The sequence below is a fragment of the Streptomyces sp. NPDC037273 genome (genome assembly GCF_055603625.1).
The window spans coordinates 32,372-58,802 of sequence record NZ_JBVJVO010000024.1; the positions used below are offsets into that span (position 1 = coordinate 32,372).

Here is a 26,431-nt window from a genome sequence, read left to right on the forward strand (position 1 = left end):
CGAAAGGCATTCGGTACAGTTTTCTTGTCCGGGGCATGATCGTGGCTGCTCACGGCCGCGCCCAGCCCGCCTCATATCGCCCGTATTGGATTTCGCCGTGATCCGCGCTGGCCGCGTCGACAAGGTCCGCACCCTCGCCGATCTTGCCGGACAGCAGGGCTTGAGCCTCGGGCGCTACCAGGTCGTCAAACCGTACGCCGCGGAAGGCTTCCCAGCCCCGATCAGCTCAGACGGCGCCCGTACCCTCCTGTTCGACGCCGACAGGGTCGACGCATACCTCCTCGGCGCCCCCGTCCCCGAACTGTCCAGCACCGACAGTGACGAGGACCTCCTCGACCGAAGCGAAGCCGCTGCTGAACTCGGCGTAGCCCTGACCGGCTGGAGCGCCTACAAGAAACGCCCCGCCCTAGCCGACCACCAGGCTGTCGTCGCCGGCGTCGAGCACTGGCCCCGCGGCATCATCCGCGCATACCGCGACGCCAGGAACAGCCGCCCCGCCACCGGAGGCCGCCCCAAGAACGCCGGCGACCAGATCCCCCGCGACCGGCTCCTCGTACTCTCCGCGCCCCTCCTCGACGCCGACCCCGCCATCACTGCCGCGCGCGTTACAGAAACCCTCGGCGTCCACCGCGACACCGCACAGCGCGCCCTGACCCACCTGCGCGCCAGCCGGATCGCCGATCGCCTGGCCGCCGATTCCACCCTCACCCCCCAGCAAGCCGCTGCCGAACTCGGCTACCCCGCCGGTCAGGTGCGCACCGCCGTGCACCAGGCCCTCACCGAACTCCGCGCCCGCCAAGCTGGGGCCTACCTCACCACGATTACGGCTGCGCTGCACGACGCTGGCCTCACCGACACCCCCACCGCACCGGACGTCGAGCAGAGCCATGACACACTCCGTGCCGCAGTTCTTCTCACCTCTGAAGCGCCGGCGGCCGCGCTTGTCTGGGAAGAAGGCGAGGGATGGCGCACAGCCACCCGACGCCTCCACCCGTATACCGCACCAGGAAGCCACTGCCTCCTTCCCGGAAGCGCCGAGCCCCGTCCCGCCGAACTCCTGGCCGCACTCACCTTCTGACACACCGTCTCAAGCCCCTGAAGGCACCCGGAATCCAACCGCCTTCGGCGGGCTTCCGTTCTGTCGCTCAGACGGCAGTCGGGGCGCACTTGGCCGCCTGTTGGCCGGACGAGCCGGGGGAGCCGCACGGGGGCGCGGCGCCGGGCGCGGGCTGAGGGCCGGTGGGGCGCGCCCTGGGGACTTTCTTGGGGCTGGTGCCGTCGGTGGCGGTGGCAGAAGCGGTCGGGCGGCAGGCGTGGGAGCCGTGGGACGGCCGGTACGGGGTCAAGATCGAGTACCACCACATCGACCACCCCCGTGCTGTTCTCCTCCACTCAGGCCTGACTGCCCGGCACGACAAGGGGGCGCCGTCCGGGGAGACCCGGGCGGCGCCCCCTTGGGATGGGCCGGGTGCCACGCCTACAGCAGGAAGTCGACCGTGCAGTTGATGCGCTTCGAGAGATCGGGGATCGTGTACGGGGCGCTCGGCTGGAGCGCGGCCAGGTTGTCGACCAGGTTGTACTGGATGCGGCGCTGGTGGGCGCCGACGCCCTGGAAGATGTACGGCACCATCTTGAGCATGTGAATGTCGGTGCTGCCTGGTGTGGTGAGCCAGCCATTCGAAATTGGGAAGAAGCGGTCGAAGGCTTCGAGGGCTGTGGGGATTTCGTTGGCAGGGATGCCGGAGTATTCCGCCATCCACTCGAACTCGTCCCCGGTCCTGTCCTTCAGGTAGAACCCTCCCCATCCCCACAGGAACTGCTGCCAGAAGGTCGCGTAGCGCCGGAAGCTCGGCTGCTCCCGAAGCCACGCGATGCCGTCGTGGAACGTCTCCGGCAGGACGTGGTAGGTCAGCCCTTCGAAGAAGAAGGACTTCCCATCCTTGGACATGCGGAACTCAGGAGGGCCGTCGGGATGTGCGAGCGCGTAGTCCACGGCGGCCTTGAGGATGGCGAGCCGGGCCCGGTGCTCGAGGTACATGCACGCCTGGAGCTCAGGGTGCCTGCCGTGCCGGAGCGCCGCCTGACAGCTCGGACTGTCGCTCGCGGCCGTGTGCGGGTCGAAGTCTCCCCCGTCGATTTCGCGTGCGTAGCCCAGGGTCAGCTTGGGGTGCTCCCCGTACGCCTCGTAGAGCATCGCCAGCGATTCCTCTGGGGCCCTGGCGAAGAAGGTGCCGTTGTTGATCTGCCGGTGGTAGGTCTTCGCGGCCTTGGCGCCTTCGTCTCCGGCTCGCTCCTGCTTGTGGATGAGCTTGACGAACTTGCGCTCGACTCTGTACGAGTGCCGCCACAGACCGATGAGCCGCGGTTCCGCGAAGGAGCCGTACCCCTTCTCCGTGAACAGCTGCGGAGCGGTTGTGAAGTCGTCGAAGCACACGATGTCCAGACCGAGGGGCTCCATCTTCCGCAGAGCGGACGTGCGGTCCTCCCACCGGGTCATGAAGAACGCCCCATGCTCAAGGTCCAGGTACTTCATCCACCCCACGACCTTGAACAGGTCGGTGAAGCCCCACTTCCCGCCCTTGACCTCAACCAGCCGTCGCACCGCCTTTTCAGGCCCGTAATCGGTTGCGAAGATGTCGAGCTCAAGGATGTCGGCCGGATCCGACTCGATGATCTGTTTCTCCACGAAGTGACCAGACGCCTGGAACAGTGCGGCGATGTAGTCCTCGAGCTCCTCGCCGGCCTTCGGGATCTCCGGCAGAGTCACGACCTTGTTGCTCATCAGCAACCCCCTTTGCGCTGGGCGACCCTATCTGCACAACGCCCTCACCAGCCACGCCTTTCCGGTGGTCTCGACCGGCAACGTCGTGAAGTTGTGAGGGTTGCACCGGAGGGCGGCTGAACCGTCGCTTGGGCGGGTGAACTGGGCGGGGGAGCGGAGGTACTGCCGGAGGTGTAAACCCTGGCGCTGGTGACCCAGCCACTCGCTCGCCTCGTGGGTGTTCTTCCCCAGAATCTGACGGTATGGCAGGAGGGGGCATGTATACGCCCCCTCCTGCCACCCTGAACCCCATTTGGCTGCGTAGGTGAAAACGAGGTTCTGGCACAGATCTTGGGGAGCGGTCGCGGAGCGTTACCTCGATGTTCGATTGCGAGGGACTGGCTCGTGCGAGACGGCGTACGCCGCCGCGTCAGACAGCCGGAAGTGGCGCCCCCTCAGGTGTATTCCGTTCACTGCTTTGGTCGGCCGTGGACGGTGATGGTGTTGGTCATGCAGACCGATGCACCGTTCTGGGAGCTGGTGTTCGACGGGATCGACGAGGTGGAGGTCGGGGCGGTTGCGGCCGCGTTCGGCACGGTTGAGGTGGTGGCGAGAGGCCGCGCGGTCGCGGCGGCGTGTCCGGACTGCGGCCGCTTCTCGGAGCGGGTCCACGACCGTTACCAGCGCAGGCTGAGAGACCTTCCTCCGGCTGACCAGGGCTTTGTGATCCGGCTGACGGTCAGACGCTTCATCTGCGGGTCGGCGGACTGCCCACGCCGGACGTTCGCCGAGCTTTTCTCCCGGCTGACTGTCCCGCACTCCCGGTTCACCACGCGGCTCAACCGCACCCCGGAGCGGGTGGGGCTGGCCCTGGCGGGGCGGGCCGGCGCTCGGCTGGCTGCCCAGTTGGGCTTCGGTGCTGGACGGATGACCTTGTTACGCAGGGTCATGGCGCTGCCCGATCCGAGGCTCAGTACTCCGCGGGTGCTGGGGGTGGACGACTTCGCGATCCGTCGCGGCCAGACCTACGCCACCGTCTTGATCAGCGTCGAAGACCATCGCGTGGTCGATATCCTCCCGACGCGTGAAGCCGGGCCGCTGGCCGCCTGGCTGGAGCGTCAGCCCGGTGTGGAGATCATCTGCCGGGACCGGGCAGGCGCCTACGCCGAGGGAGCCCGACGCTCTGCAGGTCGCCGACCGGTTCCACCTGTGGCAGGGCCTCGGCCGCGCGGTGGAGATCTGCGTCGCTGCCCACCGCGACTGCCTGCGCAACCCGACGTCCAGCGGCATGTTGCCGCAGGACACTCGACCGGCTTCCGGTCGGCCGCAGGACGAAGCGGAGCCCGTCGGTCGGCGGGCCGAGCGCAAGAAGGCCGCACATGCCCTGGTCCACGAGATGCGCGCCCAGGGCCACTCACGCCGGGCGATCGCCCGGCACCTGGGCTGGGGGCTCAACACCGTGCTCCGATACGCGAACGCCGCACGCTGGCAGGACACCATCCGCGACAACCCGCCCCGGCCCAGCAGGCTGGACCCCTACAAGCCCTACTTGGAGCGCCGTTTCGCCGAGGGATGCACCAGCGTCACCCGACTGCACGGCGAACTGATCGCCGAGCAAGCTCCCGTCACCTACGGCATGGTCCGCGCCCACATCGCCACCTTGCGCGGGGCTCCGTCCGCCGCACCGCCGCGGCCGCCGACGGTACGGCAGGTGACCGGCTGGCTCACCCGCCACCCCACCGCCCTGAGCGAGGAGGACCGCGTCGGCCTGAAGGACGTCCTGGCCCGCTGCCCCGAACTGGACACGGCCGCCGGACACGTCCGCGACTTCGGCGAGATACTCACCAGCCGCCTCGGAAGCACGCTCCCTGCCTGGATCGACGCCGTCGACGCCAGCCGGCTGCCCGGGCTCACCGGCTTCGCACTCCACCTGCTCCGAGACCTCGACGCCGTGACCGCCGGCCTCACCCTGGACTGGAGCTCCGGCAGCATCGAGGGTGCCGTGAACCGCATCAAGAAGATCAAGAGACAGCTCTATGGTCGCGCTGGATTCGAGGTCCTACGCAAGATGATCTTGCTTCAGTAGTGCATTGCTCGCGTGCTGGCTCCCCGGCCACTTGAGATCAGAGTTCAGTCGTCCAGACCCCGACAGGATGGTCACTCGGAGGCAGCCACAGCTGAGGCTGCGACTCGCGATGCCTCTCGTCAGCCTGCTCGTCCCAGTGGAAACGGCCTTCGTCATCAGGCCACGCGACTTGCAGCACGGGCAGAGGCGGCCGCCGGTAGAACCCGATGACCTGCCCGAAGAAGGGCTGGTACCAGCCGCGATCGACGTGCCTGAGTACGACTCGATGACCGTCGACGACATCAGGATGGCTCTGGCCGTCCGCCAGCGCTTCGCCCGCGGCCGCCTTCTCTCCGAGGGCGTTGAGCATGCGGTGCATGGCGTGGACATCGAGCCCGAACATGGCAAGTTCAGGTCCGCCGTGCGTGTGCGCGAGGCCGATTGTGTAGGCGAATCCAGGGCCGATCTCATCTTCGGGAACCATCACGACGTGCCATCCGTGCTGCTGCACATGCTCGATGACTCTCAGATCCCTACGGTCTGCTTCGTCCCGGTCGCCGTAGTCATGGCAGAGGACACAGCGGCACTGGAATGGATCATCACTCAAGTGCGGAGGGTACGAGGTGAGCCCTCACGTCGAGCAACCGGGGTTTGGGCCCTCTCAATCGAACGGCGCCGTCACCCTCTGCGATGGCTCCCCAAGGTTTGTGCCAGAACCCGAAACTCAGCGACATCACTCTCCCGTGCAACCGGGCGTTCCTGCCGCTGAGCAATGGACGTTGCTGAAAGTCACCCACAAAGCCAGTTGGCCGGCCGCCGCCGACGGAGCGGATCGGCCGAATTCTGCGGCTCGATCCGGTCCCACATCACATCAGTGATCACTCATCGGGGGGACTTGAGTCAGAGATCTTCCGGAGATCGTCAGCTTCCCGGTCGGGGCGTGTCCTCTTGCCGGGCAGTGGGGATCTGTTGCCTGACGCGTTTCTACTCCCAGGCAGCTGCGCCGCGAAGGAGATTGTGGTCGGACATGTTCGCGGTCTTGCCCATGGCGTCGCCCTGCACGTCCTTGAAGTGGTCGGCGGAGACGAAGATGTAGTCCAGTTTCTTGTCGGGGAACGTGGTCTCCCCGGAGCGGCAGTAGGTGCCCGTGCAGTCAGGGGTGAAATAGTCCTGGTCGCGCTCGTCGACCTCTCCGTAGCTGCCCTGACCCCCCTGGAAGCCGTAGAACTCGTTCATCTCGACGTCGGTGGGCTGCGCGTTGAAGTCTCCCGCCAGGATCACGGGCAGGCGCTGCGGCTGCTGGGGGACGACCGTGGCCCAGGCGTCGACCTGGCTGCGGACGGCCTGGGCCTGCGTGAGGCGGCCGGCGTCGCCCTTGTGCGACAGGTGCGTCACGCAGGACAGCGCCTCGCGGTTCTCGATCTCGCCCTTGGCGCAGAGCAGGCCGCGCGGGTTGCCGTCCTCGGCATTGGCCGGCAGTGCTGCGGTGAGCCGTGTCACGGACTCGGTCTTGACGAAGACAGCCAGGCCGATGCGCAGGTCGGGGCCGGTCCCGTACCACTTGCCGCACCCACTGGCGTTGCTCGTCGCGTACCAGACGGGCGCGTATCCGGTGAGCTTGTCACGCAGGGCGGCGTACTGCCCGTAGCAAATCTCGCTGAGCATGAGGGAGTCCGCGGACCAGTTGTCCACGGAGGTCTTGATTGTCGTGGCCCACTGGTCCGCCGTGACGCCGGTGTGTGGACAGGAAGACGTGGAGGCGCCGCAGGCGTTGTAGGTGAGCATCCGAACGGAGGGCGCCGTCCCCGGCGTGACGAGGTCGGCCTGGGCGGACGAAGCCGCACCGAAGGTTGTCAGCAGCACGGCGGCGGCAAGGGCCAGTACCCGTCGTAGGTTTCTGAGCAGGAAATCCATGGACACGTTCATCCAGTCTTACCGCGTACTGCCGCGGTACGGCCCGCGGTTTGTGGTCGTGGATCAGCGGATGGCGTTCATCGCCTTCGGGCGAAAAGACCAGGCTGTGAGAACCGGTGCCACATCGCTCCGGTCCGCTGATCATACTGATCCCGATCTTGCCGCCCCTTCGAGCGGGAAGGTGTAGGGGACTATGTCGTAGGCGACGAGAAGCTCTCTCGCAGCGTCCCTTATCCGGTACCCCGCGGAGTCGAGGGCGGTGAGCAGAGCTGCGATCAAGGTCGTGCGGCCTACGACTTCCTGGACGTCGGCCCCTTCCAGTTCCTTCTCTCCACCTGGAACGGTTCCGGCCGCGACGCCAACGGCGACGGGACGGCGAATCCGCACAACGCCGACGATGCCGCCCTCGGCGCCACCGTCTATCTCTGCGGCAACGGCAACGGCAACAGCGGCAGCGGCAGTGGTCGCGACCTCGACGACCGCACCCAACTCCGCACCGCGATCTACCAGTACAACCACTCCACCGCCTACGTCGACGACATCCTCGGCTGGATCGACCGCTACAGCCAGCTCTCCACCGGCACCATCCCCCTCGGCCAACCCGCCACCGCCACCGCCCGAACCGTCATCAACGCCGCCCTCGCCCAAACCGGCACCCCCTACTCCTGGGGCGGCGGCAACGCCCACGGCCCCAGCACCGGCATCTGCTGCTCACCCAGCGGCAAGAGCGGCGCCCACATCCGCGGCTTCGACTGCTCCGGCCTCACCCTCTACGCCTACGCCCACGCCGGCATCACCCTGCCCCGCACCGCCTCCCAGCAAGCCGGCAAAGACCGCAGCACCCCCGCCTCAGCCGGCATCCAGGCCCTGAGCCCCGGCGACCGCGTCTTCTTCGCCTACGACCCCACCCGCGACGCCACCATCCACCACGTCGCCATCTACCTCGGAAACGGACAGATGATCAACACCCCCCGCCCCGGCACCAACGTCCGCTCCGAGCCCCCGTGGGACGACGGCTTCGCCGGAGGAGCCCACCTGCTGTGACCATCGCCTCCAGCGAGGAGCACCAGCTCCTCGGCCGGACCGTTGCGGAGCGTGCCGGATAGCGGCTGCGCGACGCGGACGCCGTAGTCGGTAAGGACGGCGACGGGCTCGCCCGCGATGCCGAAGCCACCCGCACCGCAAGCCAGCAGGCCGAGGCCGCCCGGTCGGCCGTCGAGCCCGACGACCTTGATGCCTTCGGCGGCATCATGCCCTTCCCCGTACCCCGGCAGCCGTACTACGTCGCCGAACTCACCGTGCACCTCAGCAACACCCCCGCGCTCGGGGAGGCCCGGTCGCAGGCCGCCGTCACCGCGCCTTCGGCGGCATTGCCCTTCCCCGTACCCCGGCAGCCGTACGACGTCGCCGAACTCACCGTGCACCTCGGCGACGCCCCCGCGCTCGGCGAGGCCCGGTCGCAGGCCGCCGTCACCGCGTACCGAGACGCCCGTGGAGGACGAGTGACCCTTCGGCGACGAGGCCGGCGCCCAGAGCGACCTCGCCCTCGCCCGCGCTTGCTCGTGGCGAGATCGAGGGCGCCATCGAGACCGTACGCCCCGTGCTCGACCTCCCCATCGAGCAGCGGAACTTCGGCATCACCAGCAGCGCCGAGCACGTCCACGTCGTCCAGCACGCCGACGGGCACCGCAACGGCGGCGACCCGGCCGGCCCGCGCGAGGACATCGATGCCTGCGCCGACATCGTCCGCGAAGCCGTCGACGCCCTCCACGCCTGGCGCGGCACCCCCGACCCTTCCGCCCTTCCGCCCCGCCGCCCCGCCCTCCCTGCCTTCTTCCACCGCCTCTCCCTGCACCGCGACCTCTACCGCGAGCTCCTACGCCCAGGAGGCAGCGGCCCCCTCGGCCACGTACTGCACGAGGACCTGCGCGCCCGCAGCCGCTCCGAGCGCGCCCTGGCCGGCGCCCCGGAACCCGACCTCGTCGCCTCGGCCGTCGCCGCCACCTTCGCCGGCGTCCTCGCCGACTGGCTCCACGGCCTCATCGACGCCACCCCCACCGAGATCGCCCACCATGTCCGGCGCCTCCTCGTCAACCTCCACCGAACCCCTCTGCCCTGACGGAACCAGATCCGGGAACCGGGCGGCCCGCCCTCACAGGGCCTCCCCCTGCCGGGGGGGGGCAGGGGGAGGAGATGGTCAAGCCTCGACGGCCACGTACTGCTTGCCCTGGTCGTTCTCGATGACGATCTCGGCGACGTCGTCCATCGCAACCGCCGCCGAGCCATCGATGTTCGAGCCCTTCTCCCCGTCGGCGACGCGCCAGCTGCCGGCGATCTCGCGATCGCCGTTCTTCGTGACCACCACCAAGCGGCAGCGCTCGCCCGTCGGGATTCCCGTGACCGAGGCGTTGAGGCGGATCCACTCGACGGCGGGCGTCACCCGGAGGCGTATCTCGCTACCGGTCGCCGCACCGCGGCCTTCGAAGACCTTGCTGCTGACCGGCGGCGCCGTCGGGACGCCCGCGGTAGCGGTGGGTGCCGGCGGGGCGGCCTCCGGGATCCGGCCGTCGGTGCGCTGGCCGATCAGCACTCCGCCGCCGAGAAGCGCGGCCGCGGCGACCGTCGCGGCCACGCCCAGGAGAACCCGTCGGCGCAACGCCTGCGCGGCGCGCTCGCCGCGCACCTGCCGCAGGGTCCGCCGCAGCAGCAGGTCCCCGGCCTCGGGCGGCCCGTCGAGGAAGGCTTCCGGGGGCACTTCGCCGAGTACGGACTCCATGTCCCGCAGCTCCTCCAGCTCGGCGCGGCACGCCTGGCACGTGGCCACGTGCTCGTCGACGGTCCGTGCCTCCCGCTCGTCGAGAGCGCCGAGGGCGTAGGCGCCGAGCAGCTCGCTGTGGTGTTCCTTGGGGCTCATACCGCCACTCCCTTCAACCGTACGGCGCCCGTTGCCTCCGGTCTGTCCGTGTACATGTCGCGCAGTGCCTTCAACGCGTAGTGCGACCGGGACTTCACCGTCCCGGGCGGGATTCCGAGGCTCCGAGCCGCCTCCGCGACACTCCTGCCCCGGAAGTAGATCTCCAGGAGCACGTCCCGGTGGTCGGGCGAGAGACGGTCGAGCGCGTCCGCGACCACCATCGAGTTCACCACGGCCTCCGCGTGGTCCCGCTCGACGGGTGGGGTGGCCGGCGATCCGGCGACCTCCGTGGGGCGTACGGCCTTGGCCCGGTACCGGTCCGTGACGATGTTGCGGGCCACGGTGAGCAGCCATCCGCGCACCGACCCCTTGCCGTTGACCAGGGCCTCGGGGTTCTTCCACGCCCGTATCAGGGTCTCCTGAACCACATCCTCCGCGGCGCTGCGGTCGCCGGTCAGGCGCTGCGCGTACGCGAGGAGGGCTCTGCCGTGTTCCTCGTAGAGGGACCGGACCAGTGCCTCGTCACCGGTGTCCCTCCTCTGCCGATTGCGGAACCCCGATAGCGCCATCCATCTCTCCGTCCTCTCCTGGGCCGACGAGGTGAACACGGCTGGCGGACGGCATCGGTTCAACCACGAGGCCATGGCGTCCGCGACACCGGCCGGCACTCCGGCGCTCGGTGGCTCCGGCCGGCCAGGGCCGCCGGAGCTCGGTGCTTCCGTCCGGCGCCGGGGTCATCCGGCTCGGCACGCGCGGTCCTGGTTCACGCAGCGCACGAGTTCCGCCATCCGGTCCTCGGACATCACGTTCACGAACATGGCGTGGTCGGTACGGGGATCCCGCAGCTGTTCAGGGAAGGAGTCCACGGCGAACGGGACGCCGGACGCAAGGTCGTAGGTGAGGGTGATCCGCAGCTGCGGCACCGGGAACGTGGCCCTCGGGCAGGTTCCGTCGGTGGTGGGGAACCGGACGTGGGCGCGATGGCCGGGGCTGTCGGTGTCGAGGCCGTTCCAGCAGCTGGGGAAGTCCAGGGTGCGGGTGGGGCCGCTGCCCGGCGGGCAGCGCACATAGCGGGAGCCGAAGCGGTCCGGATGACCGGAGCAGCCCCACTGCGCGCGGGCGTCGGTGCTCGCGGTAGTGGCGGCGACCGGGTCGCCCGTCACCAGACGCAGGAAACGGGGCATGCCGACCACCGAACTGGCCGGGTTGCCCCGGAACTCCACCCGCACCGACGAGGCCGTGAGGATCTCGCCGCTGTTGCCGTGCGCCCCGCCGCCGGGCTCGTGGGCGTCGTCACCGGTGCGGTCGAGCCGGCGCAACACGGGCCAGAAGTACGTGGACCGGTCACCGCCCACGCAGGTCGTGCGCGCGGTGGCCAGGCTCTCATCGGTGGACAGGGCGTCGGCGGACAGATTGCCGACGTAGTCGTGCGTGTGGTGGGCGCCGTTGACGACGCCCGGGGAGACCACGAGGTTGTCCGCGTTGCGGTGGCCCTCCTCGTTGCGGCCGCAGTCGACGGTGTAGCTCCCGGTGGAGGCGTCGGGCCCCTCGGCGGGCACCCGGGACCGTGCGACCACCGCCATGTCCACGTACTGGTGCTCGCCAGGTGCGGCGCCCGGTCGTCCGGCACCGCCCGCACCGAACGTCGCCACGCCCAGGAACAGGGACAGGGACAGGAACAGGAACAGGCACAACGCGAGCGTCACGGGCAGAACGCCCCAGAACAGGCGGGAGTCGGGAGGGGGAAGAGTGATCCGCACGTGAGCAGATTTCCATCAGGGCTCTGGCCGGGCAAGACGCCCCCGCGACCGGCACGGACTCGCTGCCACCCCTTCCTCCGCAAAGAAAACGCCCCGGAGTTGAACCGCCCCGCGGATGGGGCCGTTTCCGCAGTGACGCGTCGCAGGACGACGCCCTACGCCGCGGCGGCCCGTGAGGAAGTCATCCGCCACGGACACCGGAAACCGGAAACAGAGAAGAGGAACCCCTATGCGCAAGATCACTGTTATCCCGGCAGCGCTGGCGGTCGCGACAGTCATGTTGACGGCGGCTTGCGGAGGTTCCCCGAGCACGACGGCGACCACCGCCGCTTCCCCGGAGAACCAGAAGAAGACCCAGTACCCGGCCCCGGCGGCCGAGGGCGCACAGCCCTCGCGGGCGGGGACCGTCAGCGTCGGCAAGAGCACCCAGCTGGGGCCGGTCGTGACGGACGGCACCGGCTTCACCCTCTACCGTTTCGACCGGGACACGGCCAAGCCACCCACCTCGAACTGCGCGGGTGACTGCGCCACGGCCTGGCCCCCGGCGCTCGCCGACGACGCGAAGGCGGGCCGCGGCCTGGACCCGGCGCTGCTCGGTTCGGTGAAGCGCGCCGACGGCACCCGGCAACTCACCCTCGCCGGCTGGCCGCTGTACCGCTACGCACGGGACGCCGCGCCCGGCCAGACCAGCGGACACGGCGTCGGCGGCACGTGGTTCGCGGCCGCCCCCGACGGCACAAAGGCGAACAAGACCACGAGCGATCCGAGCGATCCGAGCGGACCGAGCCGGCCGGGCGCGTCGGAGAGCCTGCCGGCCCTGTCCACGGTCGACGACAAGGCGCACGGCCGGATCGTCCGTGACGGCAAGGGCCGTACCCTCTACCGCTTCACCAAGGACACCGCCTGGCCGATGAAGTCCCGCTGCGAGGGGGCCTGCCTCGAACTCTGGAAGCCCGCCAAACTCGTCGACAAGAAGGACATCAAGGGCATCGACCCGAAGCTCCTCATCCCCTACACCCGCCCCGACGGCACTCAGCAGCTCACCCTCAACTGCTGGCCGCTGTACTGGTACACGGGCGACAAGCAGCCCGGCGACACCACCGGCCACGGCGTGAACGGCACGTGGTTCACGGTCCGCCCCGACGGAAAGCTGGCCAAGTAGCCCTCGGCACAGATGGTGGCCCACACACACGGACGCCGGCCGCTGGGGCCAGACGACACGGACGATCCCGGCCGTCCTCGGTGACGTCGATCTCGCGCCGGCGGTACAGCCCGACCCGCAGGCGCTCCTCGCCGCCGGACAGGTCCACGCCACTCTCGGCCATGCATCGCGAGCAGGCGGCGGCTCGGCAACGCGCCCCTCCTGCCTTCTCGTTCACCGGGGCCCGTTGGCCCCACGTGCACAACGCATGTGCGGAAGGGCCGCCGAGCAGGAGCTCGGCGGCTCTTCAGGGTGATCTCGGTCAGGCCATGACGTACGAGTCGGAGACGGTGACGATCTCAGCCTCCGCCGCGCCCTCGGTGCCGCCGTGGTCGGCATCGCGGCCGTCGAGGCTGAGCCGGCAGACGACGCGGGAGCCGATGGCCGCCGGGCCAGGCCGGGCCCGGATGCCGTGAGAGTCCAGACGCTGTCGCCGATAGCCCGCTGCCCGCCCGCGACGCGACCGAGGAGACGTCCACGGGCGCGTCCAACAAGACAGAGCAACGCGATCCCGAAGCCGGTCGCGGGGGACGACCGGGCCGTCGGGCACTAGAACTGCTCGGTAGCCGCCGGCTGCAACTGGGCGGCGATTCCCTGCCGGTCGATCTGGATCCAGTACTCGACGATGAGCCCGTCCTCGACGCGATAGACCGCACTGGTCATCGCCGCGACCGGCGCCCCGGTCGGCGGATGGCCGTCGACGGGTCCGACGTGCCGGCCGTTTTAGCGATTGCCGGCACGCCGACGGCTTGTTGCGCCGGGTTTGTTCGGTGCCGGGATGGAATGTCTGTTTTGCTGGCTTCTGTGGAAGTGGTTCAGAAGATGCTGGGTGTGCGGTAGAACTGCAGGTCATCGAGTCCGCTCCCCGCGCCTGCGGGGATGGTCCCTCGACCGTGTCCCAGATGAAGTCCACGCTGAACTGCCCCCCGTGCATGCGGGGATGGTCCCTACTGTGAGTTGTCATTCTTTATGTGGTAGGTAGAGGGCTCTGAGCTGCGATGCTGCGGATAGCTGAGATGCTTCTTGGCGCTGCTCAGTGTGGTTGACCTGGGCTGCAGCAAGTTGGATGAGAAAACCGCAGGGATAGTGAGAATCCCATTGCTGTGATGGATCTCCACTGCCCGGGTGACTTCGGCGCAATCGGCCCCCTATGTGAGTTCTCATCCATGTTCTGGTAGAGGCATCGCTTTGGTCTGGCACGCTGCAGATGGGTAAGGGGTGCCTGGGGCTTCTTCATTGCTGATCAAGGGCGTTGACCTGTAGCGCTGCAAGCCTGTTGAGATGCTGCAGTTGTATTGAGAACGCCGGTACAGGCTTAGAGTGCTGGACCAGCTGCCGTCCGCGGTGTGACATCTGCGGTAACGACCGTCCTCGGGCCCGGACCTGCCGCGCGTCATTGCCGCGCGCTGACCCGCCCCTGAGCCGTCACGCACCGGCAAGCGCTGGATCCACCGCCAGGTGTGGTTTCAGTCGCCGGCTCGTGACACAGGGGTTGTCTCCGGGAGTGGCCATGAGAACGCTGTGCGGGCGGGTCCATAGTGGGCGTTTTGACTGGCTCTCAGTCGTCGATGTACAGGCCCGTGATCCGCCGACTGCTGACGATCGCTGCAACGAGTCACGGTCACCACCACTCAACCATGATCGGGCATCCTCGGCTCGACGTCTCACCGCTTACCGTGCACGAGCTCGTTAGGTCGTCCGTCGATGTGGGGCTGAGCGGCACTGCTGTGCGGCGGCGACGGGCATTCTGTTCGGTTGGCTTGGTGGTTCCGCTGTGTTGAGTGGGGGTAGCCGGGCGGTCAGCCGGTGCTGCTAGGCGGCGCTTTTGGTTGAGGTGCGTGCCAGTGCGCGGTGTGAGAACGGCGGCCGGCGTGTTCCGAGCGAGCTGGACTTCCTGGATCCGGCCTGGCTGCGGGCGGTCCGGGTCGCGTGGGTATCACGGTGCCGGGGCCCTGGGTGACGGCCGGTGGGGCGATGGCGTGTGGAGGTTCGCTGCGTCGGCGTGTTCGGTTCCATGGCCCGTGGCTGTTGGCTGCTTGATGCAAGTTCGCTCGTTAGTTCTGTGATGCCGAGTCGTGGTGGTCCTGGGTGATGTGTCCCTCCTTCGTGGTCCTGGAGGTGACATATATCCAGGTCAGGCTTGGTGATCAACCCCTGCAGGGCTACCGTCCGCCTTGTCGTTCACGAGTTCCACACATGTGGAACTCTCGTGATCGGCCACCTGGGGGGGTGACGGAGGAGTTACACGGATGCTCCTTCTGGTGGATTACGTACGGCGTCATCAGGTTGCGGGTTCGAGTTTCGATCCCCGAGGGATGGCGCATGGTGATGTTCTTCGCCATGGAAGAACCCAGCGTCCTTGGGATGCTGGTGTTTTTTCACTTCTCGCCTTCTCAGGTTCGCTCGTCGTGGGAGCGGCGATCCGGTCTTGCCTTGTCGGGTTTTCCTCGCCTGGCTGTTGAGAAGTGTGAGTGGTGCATGAGTAGACGTGCTCGAGTGGCGGGCAGACGTGGGTTGGCTGCGGCGACCGGTGCCTTGCTAGCCCTGGCGGGGGTCTCGTTGACCTCGGTTCCGGCGACCGCTACATCACCTGGTGATGTGGAGGTCCCTTCTGCTTTGGAGAGCCAGCCGGCCTCGCCGGAGGCTCAGGGCAAGACGTTCTGGGTGGATGACGACCTTCCTGTTCCTTCGGATGAGCAGAAGGCTTCACAGCAGGCGGTGAAGGAAGGCCGCAGTGTGGAGGTCGTCTCGCTCACGAGCGAGACGAACCGGGTCGTGGCCAACAGTGATGGCACCTTCACGCTCGAGTCCTCGCCCGTGGTCGAGCGCGTGCGCAAGAACGGTGTGTGGACGCCGGTCGACACCGATCTGGTGAAGCAGACTGACGGGCGCCTCGTGCCGAAGGCCGCGCAGGACATCAAGCTGTCCGGTGGCGGGACTGCGCCGCTGGCCTCGATCACCAGGGGTGGCAAGACTTTCGAGCTTGATGCCCCGTGGGCGCTTCCCGTCCCGCGGATATCGGGCGGGGTTGCCGTGTACGAGTCGGTGAAGCCGGATGTCGATCTGGTCGTCCAGATCCGTCCCGACGGTTTCACCCAGAACCTCGTTGTGCACACGCGTGAAGCCGCTGCGGACCCCGCGCTGAGGTCCATCAAGTTTCCTGTGAAGACGAACGGCCTGACGCTCAAGACGTCCAAGAGCGGATCAATGTCGCTGGTCGACGCGTCAAACCGCCCGGTGTTCGGCAGCAGCGCAGCTCTGATGTGGGACTCCGCTTCACCCAAGGACGGGGCCTCGCCCGTCGGCGTACAAGCGGCCGCACGAGTCGCAAGCGAGGCGATGGAGGAGGCGCCGGAGGATGCTGCCATCCCGGATCCGGGAGACCGCACGGCGGTCGCCGACGTGTCGGTGTCCGGGCAGACGCTGGCTGTCACCCCTGACCAGTCGTTCCTGACCGCCCCCAGCACGACGTACCCGGTCGTCATCGACCCGCCGGCAGTCACGGCCACGCTGACCGGTTGGACCTCCCTGTGGTCCAACCTCCCCTATACGAGCTTCTGGAAGACCTCCCATGCCTTGGGCGTCGGCTACGACGCCTACGTGGACAACAAGAAAGCTAAGTCGCTCTTCCAGTTCGACACGCGTGCTGTGGCCGGCAAGAAGGTCCTCGACGCCAAGTTCACCGCGTACGAGATCTGGTCCGCGAACTGTGACCCCAAGACCGTCGATCTCTACAAGGTCAACGCGATCTCCAAGGGCACGACGGACAAATCCGAGCCCCCGCTGACGTGGAAGTGGGTGTCGAGCAGGAACGTGGCGAAGGGGTATTCCTCCGCTTGCCCTGACGGCGATGTCGAGTTCAACGCCACTCCGGCCGTCAGCGACGCGGCCAACGCGATGCAGGCGACCACGACGCTCGGGCTGCGGGCAAACGAGTCCGACCCTCTGGCGTGGAAGCAGTTCTTGTCGCCGGCAGACCCGCAGGCCACCAACGAGCGCAAGCCGAGGCTGTCCATCACGTATGTGTCGAAGATCGACGAGGCACCGAAGTACGTGAAGATGAAGGACCCGAACCTCGCATGCTCCGCATCGGGCAGCCCGGCTCTGATCCGCAGCAAGACGCCGCGCCTGACCGCCACGCCGCTGTCGGATGATGGAGCCCAGAGCAGCCTGCGCTCGGTCTTCGACGTGTACGACCGCACCACGAGCACGAAGGTGACCACGCTTCGGTCGGGCTGGAATCCGTCCGGACAAGCCGGCGACGTGACCGCACCGACACTCACGTCGGGTCACACCTACAGCTTCTACGCGACGAGCGAGTACCAGTACACGTTCAACGGCACGACGACCATCATGGACGATGCACCCTACTCGTCCGGCTGCTACTTCACCGTCGACGCGACGGCGCCTCCCGAGCCCGTTGTCTCATCGGCTGTGTACCTTCCCTGTGCCCACACCGAATGCAAGGGCGACGCCGAACTGGGTGGAGTGGGTGCGTCGGGCCTGTTCACGATCCAGGCCGGTGCAAGTGACGTTCGCCGCTATGACATCTGGCTGAACGGCGTGCCGCTCCCGAGCAAGGTCTTCCCGACGAACACCAGCTCCTACCAGCTGACGGCCACCCCGGACAAGCGCGGGTTGAACACCTTGCGTGTGCAGACCGTCGACGCTGCTGGCAACACCAGTGCCGCGAAGGACTACCTGTTCAGCGTGGCCCAAGGGAGTGCCCCGGTCGCAGCATGGGACTTCGATGAGAACGCGGGAACCACTGCAGCCGACTCGAGCGGCAACGGCCGCACTCTGACCCTCAGCCAGGGGACCTGGGTCGAGAAGGCACGAGTCAAGTCCGGCATGGACGATGCCTCATCCACCACCTACGCCACGACTACCGGGCCTGTCCTGGACACGACTAAGAGCTTCACCGTCGCGTCCTGGGTCAAGCTGGACAGTAAACAGCAGACCACAGTCCTCACCCAGATGGGCACCAAGGTCGGCGCGTTCCAGCTCTACTACTCGACCGGCTACGACCGGTGGATCTTCAACCGGTATGCCGCTGACGCAACGGACACCTCGACTTCGATCGTGCGCGCGGTATCCAAGCGACCCCCCGTCGTCGGGGCGTGGACCCACCTGATGGGCGTATACGACGCGAACGCGAAGGAGATCCGTCTCTACATCAACGGTCTTCTTGAGTCAGAGACGCCTTTCACTACGCCATGGGCCTCGAACGGGTCCTTCGAGGTCGGGCGTTGGGGTAACCCGCAGCTCTGGGGCGATATCGACCACGTACAAGTCTGGAACAGAGCCGTGGTTCCCGACGAGCTCGCGCCGATCGTCAACGTGAAGGATGGCAACGACCACACCCAGACGACACTCCTGGCGAATTGGCTCATGGACGAGCCCGAAGGCGCAACGGTGGCAGCGGACTCCTCAGGCCGAGGAAAATCCCTCTCCCTGTCTGGAGGAGTCGCCTTCATGGACACGGGCGACCAGGGGCACGCCAACGTGCTGCTGATGGACGAGACCTTGATGCCCTACGGAACGTCCAATGTGCCCTTCGACGTGAACGGCAGTTTCACTCTCACCGGATGGTTCGACCCCAGCCACTACCCCATCCTCGAGGACACCCAGTCCGCCCATAGCCTGGCTCTGTTCTCCTGGCCGGGAGCCAAGAGCGACGCCCTGCGAGTATGGCTCCGGAAAGAGAAAGCGGAAGAGACCGTCACCTGGAACTTCGGCCTGCTCAGCAACGACACCCTCAACGCCCCCGGGTCCGTCATCTCCTCTTCTAGGGAACGGCCCTCAGGGTGGGTACACGTTGCAGCCGTCTACGATGCTCCCGCTCGTACTCTAAAGATCTACCTGTCAGGCAAGGAACTCGGCGGCGGCACCGGTGTCTTGGCGCCTGCGGGTGCGTTCCAACCCGATGGCCCCTTTAACGTCGGACGCAGTCGGCGCACCGACACGGGCGAACTCGAGAACTATCTGAGCGGACTCCTGGACGACGTGCGCGTGTACGCCGGTGTGATGTCCAGCGGGAACATTTTGATCCTGTCGCACGTCGAAGAACCCACCGTTCCGACCGGCTAGTTCCCGCGCCTTCCCACCTCAGTTTGTTCACCATCCGGGGTGTGCCGGGCAGTTTCGGTACACCCCGGAATTTCATGATGCGGAGATTCAGCCGTGCCCAGCACGAGACCATCCTCATGGTCCTGGTGGAAAGCCAGTCGCCGTCGAACAGCGGCCATCGCTCTTCCCGTGACCACCGCCGTGGTCACCACACTCCTCGGCGCCGCACCGGCCCAGGAATTCGAACGCGACCACACAGCACTGGAGAAGGCCCGCTACGGGCGGGCCGAGCAGTTCCAGGCCAAGCCTGACAACACGCCCGATCCCGCGCTGGCGGCTGATGCCAAGACCCGCCGGCGCGCGGCCGCTCAGCCCACCTGGCCCACCTCGGCGAGCGCGCGCGTCACCTTGCCGGCGACGGCCGGGAAGAAGACGAAGGCGGCCGGGCTCCCGGTTCAGCTCAGCACTCCAGCCGAGCACGCCAAGCGGTCCGGAACTACTGCTGGCATCGACGCGTCACCGGATGCGGCCGATGTAAAGGTGCTGGACCGCAAGGCCACAGCCAAGCTCGGCATCGACGGTGTCGTCCTCAGCGTCGCGCGCGGTGACGCGAACCCGGACAAGGCGCGCCTGGACGTCACGGTTGACTACTCCGGCTTCGCTGACGCCTACGCCGGCAACTGGTCTTCCCGTCTGCGTATGGTCCAGCTCCCGGCCTGTGCGCTCACCACCCCCGAGAAGCCCGCCTGCCGCAAGACCACACCGCTTCCCTCGGGAAACGACAACAAGGCCAAGTCGGTGACCGCGCAGGTCACCGTCCCTGAAGCGGCACCGTCAGCCAGCGCCTTCAGCGTCGTGGCACTTTCGGCCGGTGCCTCATCCGACCAGGGGACCTACGAAGCCACTCCGCTGTCGCCGTCCGCGACCTGGGCCGGCGGCGGTTCCAACGGCGACTTCACCTGGTCCTACCCGATCGATGTCGTGCCGGCCCCCGCAGGCCCGGCGCCTTCCCCTGCGCTCAGCTACTCGGCGCAGAGTGTCGACGGCCGCACCTCGTCCACCAGCGCCCAGCCGTCCTGGATCGGTGAAGGCTTCGACCTTGCCACCTCCTACATCGAGCGCTCCTACGGCAGCTGCGACGACGACGGCCAGGACGGCAAGTACGACCATTGCTGGCGCGAGGACAACGCCTCCATCGTTCTCAACGGCAAGGCCAGCACCCTGGTGAAGGATGCCGGCGGCAACTGGCACCTCCAGAGCGATGACGGCGAGCGGGTCGTCCGTGGCACCGGCGCCGTCAACGGCGACGACGGCGACGCCGCCACTGCGGAGACCTCGGGCGACAAGGGCGAGTTCTGGACCGTCACCACGGTCGACGGTACGCAGTACGTGTTCGGCAAGAACCAGCTGGAGGGCTGGGCGGCGGGCAAGCCCGTCACGAACTCGGTCTGGACCGTTCCCGTCTTCGGTGACGACAGCGGTGAACCCGGCTACAGCGCAGGCACCACCTTCGGAGCCCGCGCCAAGGACCAGGCGTGGCGCTGGAACCTCGATTACGTTGTCGACCCCCACGGCAACGTCATGACCTACTGGTACGACAAGGAGCTCAACTCCTACGCCAAGGCCGGCACCACCGGCAACGGTACCGAGTACACCCGCGGCGGCTACCTCAAGCGCATCGACTACGGGCAGCGCACCAACACGATCTTCTCCACGACCCAGCCGGCCGCGGCGCGTGTGAAGTTCGACGTCCAGGAGCGATGCAAGGTCGTCGCCGGGGGAGAGACCTGCACGAACCTGACAGCCACCAACAAGACCGCCTGGCCCGACGTTCCCTTCGACCAGATCTGCGCGAAGAACACCGTCTGCACCGACCAGCCGGCGCCCGCCTTCTTCAGCCGCAAGCGCCTCAGCGACATCACCACCCAGGTGTACAAGGGCTCCGGAACCGGCATCGACACCGACTACCGCGACGTCAACACCTGGCACCTCGAGCACTCCTTCCCCGACCCCGGAGACGGCTCCAATGCCGGCCTGTGGCTGAACTCGATCCAGCACACCGGCAAGTCAGGCACACCCATTACCCTGCCGGCCGTCGGATTCAAGGGCATCCAGCTCGACAACCGCGTCGACAAGACCGGAGATGACGTACCCGCCTACATCAAGTGGCGCGTGCGCACCATCACGTCCGAGACCGGCTCCGTACTGACCGCCACCTACTCCGACCCCGAATGCCTGGCCGGTACCAACATCCCCGCGGCACTCGACAGCAACACCAAGCGCTGCTACCCGGTCAAATGGATCCCGCCGTCCAACCCCACCCCCGGCACCGACCCACAGCCACGCACCGACTGGTTCCACAAGTACGTCGTCACCCAGGTCACGGAAACCGACCCCACCGGCAACGGCCCCACCAAGGTCACCAGCTACTCCTACGACCCGTCCGGCGGCGCCTGGGCCTACGACGACCAAAGCCCCATCACCCCCGCCAAGTACCGCACCTGGGGAACCTGGCGCGGCTACCAGAAGGTCACCACTCTCACCGGCGAAGCAGCAGGCGTCCGCTCCAAGAGCGTCAGCCTCTACTACCGCGGCATGAACGGTGACAAGCAGACGGACGGCACCACCCGCAAGGAATCCCTCACCGACTCCACCGGCACCACCGTCACCGACGACGAACAGTACGCCGGACAGCTTCGCGAACAGATCACCTACAACGGCACCACCGGCGCCGAGATCAGCGGGACGATCAACACCCCTTGGTCCCGCAACACCGCCACACAAACCCACTCCTTCGGCACCGTCCGTGCCCACATCGTGCGCACCGGCACCGAAACCAAGCGCACCCCCATCCCCAACGGCGCGCCGATCACCACCTCCACCACCAACACCTACGACACCACGACCGGACTGCCGCTGACCGCGCAGACCACCGGCGGCGGCCAGACCACCTGTGTCAGGACCGAGTACGCGGGCAACGCCACAACGCTGATCCAGAACCTGCCCAAGCGGATCGAGGAGGTATCGGTCGACTGCTCCGCCACCCCCAAGCGCGTCAGCGACCCCACCACCACCGACGTCATATCCGACACACGCGCGACATACGACGCTCTGGCCTGGGGAGCTGCGCCCACCAAGGGCGACGTGACCGCCACACAGCGCGTCACCGGATACGACGCAAACGGCAACGCTCAGCTGCAGACCGTCGCCACCGCGGCCTACGATGCCCTGGGCCGCAGCACCGACCAGTGGGACACCACCGGCACGCGTGCCAAGCACATCGAGTACACGCCGGCCGCCGGGGGACCGCTCACCTCGACCAAGGCCGTCAACGCCCTCGGCCACACGGTGACAACGGAGATCTACCCTGACTGGGGTGTCAACAAGGTCAGCATCGACCCGAACACCCGGCGCACCGAGCTGGCCTACGACGCCCTCGGCCGCCTCACCGACGTCTGGTTTGCCGACCGAAACCGCACGTCCCAGACCCCCAGCAAGAAGATCGAATACAAGATCCAGCAGAACAAGGCATCCTGGGTCGCCACCAAGTCACTCAACAACGACGGCACCACCTACCAGACCTCATACGCCATCTACGACGCCCTGCTCCGCCCCCGCCAGGCACAGTCCCCGGCCGCGGTCGGCACGGGCCGCGTCATCGCGGAGACCAAGTACGACAGCCGCGGCCTCGAAGTAGAGACCGCGTCGGAGTACATCGACACCACAGCGCCCACCGGAGACCTCGCCAACCTCATCACCGCGGCGCCCACGGGAACCACCACCACCTACGATGGTGCCGGCCGTCCCACGATCGCTGTCAATCTCGTCAACGGCCAGGAACACTCCCGCACCACCACGACCTACGAAGGCAACTCCACCACCGTCGAACCCCCGACCGGTGCCTCCGCCGTCCAAGAGACGGCCGACAGCCGCGGGCGCCTCGCTGAGAAGCGCGAATACGACGGCAACAAGGCCACCGGTTCGTACACGACCCTGACCTACACTTACGGCCGCAACGACCAGCTCACCCAGGTCAAGGACAGCGCGGGCAACGCCTGGACGTACGTGTACGACTTCCTCGGCCGTCAGAAGAGCGTCACTGACCCGGACGCCGGCACCTCGAAGACCGAGTACAACAGCCTCGACCAGGTCAGCGTCACCGAAGGCGCCAACACCGACAGCATCCTCAGCTACACCTACGACGTCCTCGGCCGCCCCACTGGAAAGCTCGCCGGACGCATCCCGGTCGTCAACGGAACACCCACCATCGACGACACCAAGTACCTCGCCCGCTGGTCCTACGACACCATCGCCAAGGGACGCCCCACCTCCTCCATCCGCTACGAAGGCGGAAAGAGCGGCAAGGTCTACGCCAAGACCAACGCCTCCTACGACCCCCTCTACCGTGTGCTCCGAGAGCAGTACACAGTCAGCACCAGCGAAGGCGCAGTCGCCGGCACCGGCGTCTACAGCATCACCAACGCCTACAACCTCGACGGCACCCTGCAAAGCCGCCTCATCCCCGCGATGGGCGGACTCGAGCAGGAAGCCCTTATCTACGGCTACAACCAGCAACGCCTGCCCACCACCCTCGCCGGCCTGAGCGGCATCGTCCAAAGCACCGCCTACCTCCCTGCCGGCGAGCACATCCGCACCACACTCGGCGTCTCCACCCAGGGCAAGTGGACGGAGATCAACCGCTCCTACGAAGACGGCACCAAGCGCCTCGCCCGCCAGACCGTCGTCACAGAAACCCACAGCGGCACCGACGCGGACACGTACTACCGCTACGACCCCGCGGGCAACCCCATCGAGGTCCAGGACACCTCCACCCAACAGGGCGACCGCCAGTGCTTCACCTACGACGGCCACCGCAGACTCAGCAGCGCCTGGACCGCCACCACCGACTGCACCACCGCGCCCAGCACAGCCACCATCGGAGGCCCGGCCCCCTACTGGAAGTCGTTCACCTACGACGCCGCCGGCAACCGCAAGACCGCAACCGACAACCTCGCCACCGGCGGACCGGCCACCACCACCTACAACTACGAAACCAAGACCACCAACGGAGTGATCCGCCCGCACCTGCTCACCAACACGGTGACGCCCCCCGCGGACGCGACCGCCCCGACCACCAGCTACACCTACGACGCCGCCGGCAACACCACGGCCCGAACAGAGGGTGCCAAGACCCAGACACTGACGTGGGGGCCCGAGAACACCCTCACCAAGGTCACCGAAGGCACCACAGAGACCACCTTCCTCGACGACGCCGACGGCAACCGCCTCATCCGCCGCGACGCCAACGGAACCACCCTCTACCTCGGCGAAACCGAACTCCGCTACGACAAGGCGACCGCCAAGGTCCAAGCGACTCGGTACTACAGCCACGCCGGACAGACAGTCGCCGTTCGTACACCCCAGTACCTCACCTGGCTCGCCACTGACCACAACGGCACCGCCAACCTCCAAGTCGACGCCGCAACCCAAGCCGTCACCCGCCGCTACACCCAGCCATTCGGTGAGGACCGCGGCACAACGCCGACGAACTGGACCGGCGAAAAAGGCCTCGTCGGCGGCACCAAAGATCCAACAGGCCTCACCCACATCGGCGTCCGCGACTACGACCCCAACACCGGCCGGTTCATCAGCGTCGACCCAGTGATCGATCTCAAAGACCCCCAACAGATCAACGGATACGCCTACAGCAACAACAACCCCGTAACCTTCGCAGACCCGGACGGACGCTTCCTCATCCCGTTCGTCGGCGTAGTGATAGCTGCAGTAGGCATTGTCCAAGTCGCTATAACAGCCTTGAACACGGCTAGTTCTGGAACCGGATCTGGAACCTCCTCCGCAGGGACCGGGAACTACAGCTCGGGGTCAAGTTCCGGAAGTTCACAGAGTTGCGGCAGCGGATATCCTGCCATGCGCCCAGAATGCGTAAGTCACGAACCGGCCGACCCGCGGCCGCAGGGAAGCTGGAAAGACCTCCTGGGTGGCGCCATTCACGGACTCATCTCATCTGTCGAAGACATGGCCAAACTCGCTCCTGTATGCATCCTTGGCTGTGACGGGGTGACGAAGCTCTACGATGACTTCGCCACCGAAAAGGGCCTGAACAAAGACACGAAAGCCTGGGACGCTGGTGACGCCGCCCAAGAGATCGCCAGTTACATCAGCACGGTCGGCGGATTTCGTTCTCTCCTCAAGCACCTACTGAAGGGGCTTGGTAAGAAGGCGGACAATCTCCCATCGGCGCGCCCTAAGGGGAACTGCTTCCTCGCCGGGACCCTCGTCCTTATGGCTGATGGAAGTACGAAGGAAATCCAGGACATCGAGGTCGGCGAAGAAGTTCTGGCAACCGACCCTGAAACTGGCGAATCCGGCCCTCGATCGGTCACTCAACTGATCCGAACCGAGGGAACCAGGAACCTCAACACGATTTCCATCGTGACTCCAGAGGGAATCGAAGCCATCACGGCAACATCCGATCACCCGTTCTGGTCGCCCTCCAGTAATCAATGGGTTGAGGCCAAGGATCTGAAGCAGGGCATGACCCTGCTCACGGACGATGGCAGCATCGTTGCCGTCAAGGGGAACGCTCACTCAGTCAAGCGCGTGAAGACGTACAATTTCACTGTTGCCGAACTTCACACCTACTATGTTCTTGCAGGGTCCACCTCGATTTTGGTCCACAATAGTGGTGGCGGTGCGCCGGATCCGGAACTGGTCACCGTCGGGCGGTGGATGTCGACTGCGGAGCATGATGCGATGGTGAAGACGGGGATGGTCCAGCGTGGCGGTGGTGGTTTCACCTACGTGGTCTATCCGGCCAACAAGGATGCGTATATTTCTTCCCGGCCGGGATCCGTCTATGTGGAGTTCGATGTACCGCGTTCGTCGCTGATTCCAGGTGGGCGGCCTGGAGACTTCAAAATGTCGGATTCGGATACGATCTTCTCGCGTTTGGCGCAGAAGAAGGGCCTTCCTGCACTTGAGTTGCCGGAGGCGAAGAACATCAAGCTTGGAGGGTGGGCCCCGTGCGGATGAGTGGGTCTGAGCTGCTGGATTCAGCTCAGCGATGGATTGCCGGTGAGTGCTGGCAATGGGATTCCCTGGCCGTTACGTCAGAGATTGAAGTCTCTCCGCCAGGGCGTGATCCATCTTCGGTTAGCTGGATCCTTGAAAGCGAGGCTTTCATAGGGCAGGTCGTAATTTGGGAAAACGGAAAATCTGAGATTGACCTGGCTAATGTGGCGACTGGTGAGGTTCGGTCGAAGCATGGGGAAATCAATGATGAGGGTGAGCTTGTGGCGATCCTGAATTCCGTTAGAGATTGGGTGATCCTTAGTGGTTCACTAGGCTAGTTCGGGCCGTTCAGTCACCCAATCGTAAAATGCTAAATGGGGCGTAGATGAGAGCTATCTCTTCGCCTCGTTGGGCGAGGAAACCCTAAGGTGTATTGAGTCGCCATGCGGGCAGAGAACCTTCCGCGTAAGCATTTCGTAGGGCGACAATTAGGGTTGGTCGCGTAGGAGGTCCGGGTTCCCGATGAGGGAACCCGGACCTCGAGCTTTCCTTGTGTGTGGAGACGATCCCCTGTCATGCCGGAGCCGTGCCTGCCACGGCCGCGTTCTGAAGTAGTCCGCGTGACGAGAAGCCTGTCGTTACTCTTCAGAGCTGAGCGCCTGCTACCGCAGTTGGCTGATGGCATTTCGTGCCGGTTGATGTCTTGTTCATGCCC

Annotated in this window: 14 protein-coding genes and 2 pseudogenes; 8 read left to right on the forward strand and 8 right to left on the reverse strand. The window is 66.6% G+C overall.

The features are described 5' to 3' along the window. The first annotated feature begins 97 nt into the window (after nt 1-97). Nucleotides 98-1,078, forward strand: coding sequence for a DUF6292 family protein (locus ACZ7G1_RS36865; protein WP_470881272.1), 981 nt, complete (start codon nt 98-100; stop codon nt 1,076-1,078). A 399-nt stretch (nt 1,079-1,477) separates the two neighbouring features. Here the strand turns inward: ACZ7G1_RS36865 and ACZ7G1_RS36870 are convergent, their stop codons facing one another. Further along, nucleotides 1,478-2,782, reverse strand: coding sequence for a hypothetical protein (locus ACZ7G1_RS36870; protein ID WP_470881271.1), 1,305 nt, complete (start codon nt 2,780-2,782; stop codon nt 1,478-1,480). 489 nt (nt 2,783-3,271) lie between these two features. Here ACZ7G1_RS36870 and ACZ7G1_RS36875 point away from each other — a divergent pair. Together ACZ7G1_RS36875 and ACZ7G1_RS36880 are read left to right on the forward strand one after the other, a co-directional pair. After that, nucleotides 3,272-3,886 (forward strand): annotated as a pseudogene (locus ACZ7G1_RS36875) (transposase family protein); the annotation flags it as partial. A 1-nt stretch (nt 3,887) separates the two neighbouring features. Beyond that, nucleotides 3,888-4,847 carry a transposase gene (locus ACZ7G1_RS36880; RefSeq protein WP_470881269.1) on the forward strand — a complete coding sequence of 320 codons (960 nt, stop codon included), beginning with the start codon at nt 3,888-3,890 and terminating at the stop codon, nt 4,845-4,847. A 37-nt stretch (nt 4,848-4,884) separates the two neighbouring features. On the opposite strand, the gene ACZ7G1_RS36885 is transcribed toward ACZ7G1_RS36880, so the two are convergent. The 3 genes from ACZ7G1_RS36885 to ACZ7G1_RS36895 all read right to left on the reverse strand — a co-directional run bounded on the left by ACZ7G1_RS36885 (nt 4,885) and on the right by ACZ7G1_RS36895 (nt 7,340). Then, nucleotides 4,885-5,433: a DUF4262 domain-containing protein gene (locus tag ACZ7G1_RS36885; protein ID WP_470881267.1), complete on the reverse strand. Its 549-nt coding sequence runs from the start codon at nt 5,431-5,433 to the stop codon at nt 4,885-4,887. A gap of 377 nt (nt 5,434-5,810) precedes the next feature. Continuing rightward, nucleotides 5,811-6,740 carry an endonuclease/exonuclease/phosphatase family protein gene (locus ACZ7G1_RS36890; RefSeq protein ID WP_470881326.1) on the reverse strand — a complete coding sequence of 310 codons (930 nt, stop codon included), beginning with the start codon at nt 6,738-6,740 and terminating at the stop codon, nt 5,811-5,813. Between the two features lie 141 nt (nt 6,741-6,881). Further along, nucleotides 6,882-7,340 carry a hypothetical protein gene (locus ACZ7G1_RS36895; RefSeq protein ID WP_470881266.1) on the reverse strand — a complete coding sequence of 153 codons (459 nt, stop codon included), beginning with the start codon at nt 7,338-7,340 and terminating at the stop codon, nt 6,882-6,884. Nucleotides 7,341-7,442: 102 nt separating this feature from the next. On the opposite strand from ACZ7G1_RS36895, the gene ACZ7G1_RS36900 reads away from it, so the two are divergent. Continuing rightward, nucleotides 7,443-7,784: a C40 family peptidase gene (locus tag ACZ7G1_RS36900; protein ID WP_471204416.1), complete on the forward strand. Its 342-nt coding sequence runs from the start codon at nt 7,443-7,445 to the stop codon at nt 7,782-7,784. 556 nt (nt 7,785-8,340) lie between these two features. Next, nucleotides 8,341-8,859 carry a hypothetical protein gene (locus tag ACZ7G1_RS36905; protein ID WP_470881263.1) on the forward strand — a complete coding sequence of 173 codons (519 nt, stop codon included), beginning with the start codon at nt 8,341-8,343 and terminating at the stop codon, nt 8,857-8,859. 78 nt (nt 8,860-8,937) lie between these two features. Here the strand turns inward: ACZ7G1_RS36905 and ACZ7G1_RS36910 are convergent, their stop codons facing one another. From ACZ7G1_RS36910 to ACZ7G1_RS36920, 3 genes are all read right to left on the reverse strand, one after another. After that, complete coding sequence (locus ACZ7G1_RS36910) at nt 8,938-9,654, reverse strand: zf-HC2 domain-containing protein (RefSeq protein ID WP_470881262.1); 717 nt, start codon at nt 9,652-9,654, stop codon at nt 8,938-8,940. Continuing rightward, complete coding sequence (locus ACZ7G1_RS36915; protein ID WP_470881260.1) at nt 9,651-10,223, reverse strand: sigma-70 family RNA polymerase sigma factor; 573 nt, start codon at nt 10,221-10,223, stop codon at nt 9,651-9,653. The genes ACZ7G1_RS36910 and ACZ7G1_RS36915 overlap by 4 nt, the downstream gene beginning before the upstream one ends. Nucleotides 10,224-10,388: 165 nt before the next feature. Continuing rightward, nucleotides 10,389-11,360 carry a DUF1996 domain-containing protein gene (locus ACZ7G1_RS36920; protein ID WP_470881258.1) on the reverse strand — a complete coding sequence of 324 codons (972 nt, stop codon included), beginning with the start codon at nt 11,358-11,360 and terminating at the stop codon, nt 10,389-10,391. Nucleotides 11,361-11,643: 283 nt separating this feature from the next. On the opposite strand from ACZ7G1_RS36920, the gene ACZ7G1_RS36925 reads away from it, so the two are divergent. After that, nucleotides 11,644-12,576 carry an SCO0930 family lipoprotein gene (locus tag ACZ7G1_RS36925; protein ID WP_470881256.1) on the forward strand — a complete coding sequence of 311 codons (933 nt, stop codon included), beginning with the start codon at nt 11,644-11,646 and terminating at the stop codon, nt 12,574-12,576. Nucleotides 12,577-13,164: 588 nt separating this feature from the next. On the opposite strand, the pseudogene ACZ7G1_RS36930 reads toward ACZ7G1_RS36925, so the two are convergent. Further along, nucleotides 13,165-13,326, reverse strand: a pseudogene (locus ACZ7G1_RS36930) (ester cyclase); the annotation flags it as partial. 1,611 nt (nt 13,327-14,937) lie between these two features. On the opposite strand from ACZ7G1_RS36930, the gene ACZ7G1_RS36935 reads away from it, so the two are divergent. Together ACZ7G1_RS36935 and ACZ7G1_RS36940 are read left to right on the forward strand one after the other, a co-directional pair. Continuing rightward, nucleotides 14,938-18,705: a LamG domain-containing protein gene (locus ACZ7G1_RS36935; RefSeq protein WP_470881255.1), complete on the forward strand. Its 3,768-nt coding sequence runs from the start codon at nt 14,938-14,940 to the stop codon at nt 18,703-18,705. A gap of 168 nt (nt 18,706-18,873) precedes the next feature. Then, nucleotides 18,874-25,737, forward strand: a complete 6,864-nt coding sequence (locus ACZ7G1_RS36940) for a TreTu family toxin (protein WP_470881253.1) — start codon at nt 18,874-18,876, stop codon at nt 25,735-25,737. Nucleotides 25,738-26,431 lie beyond the last annotated feature (694 nt).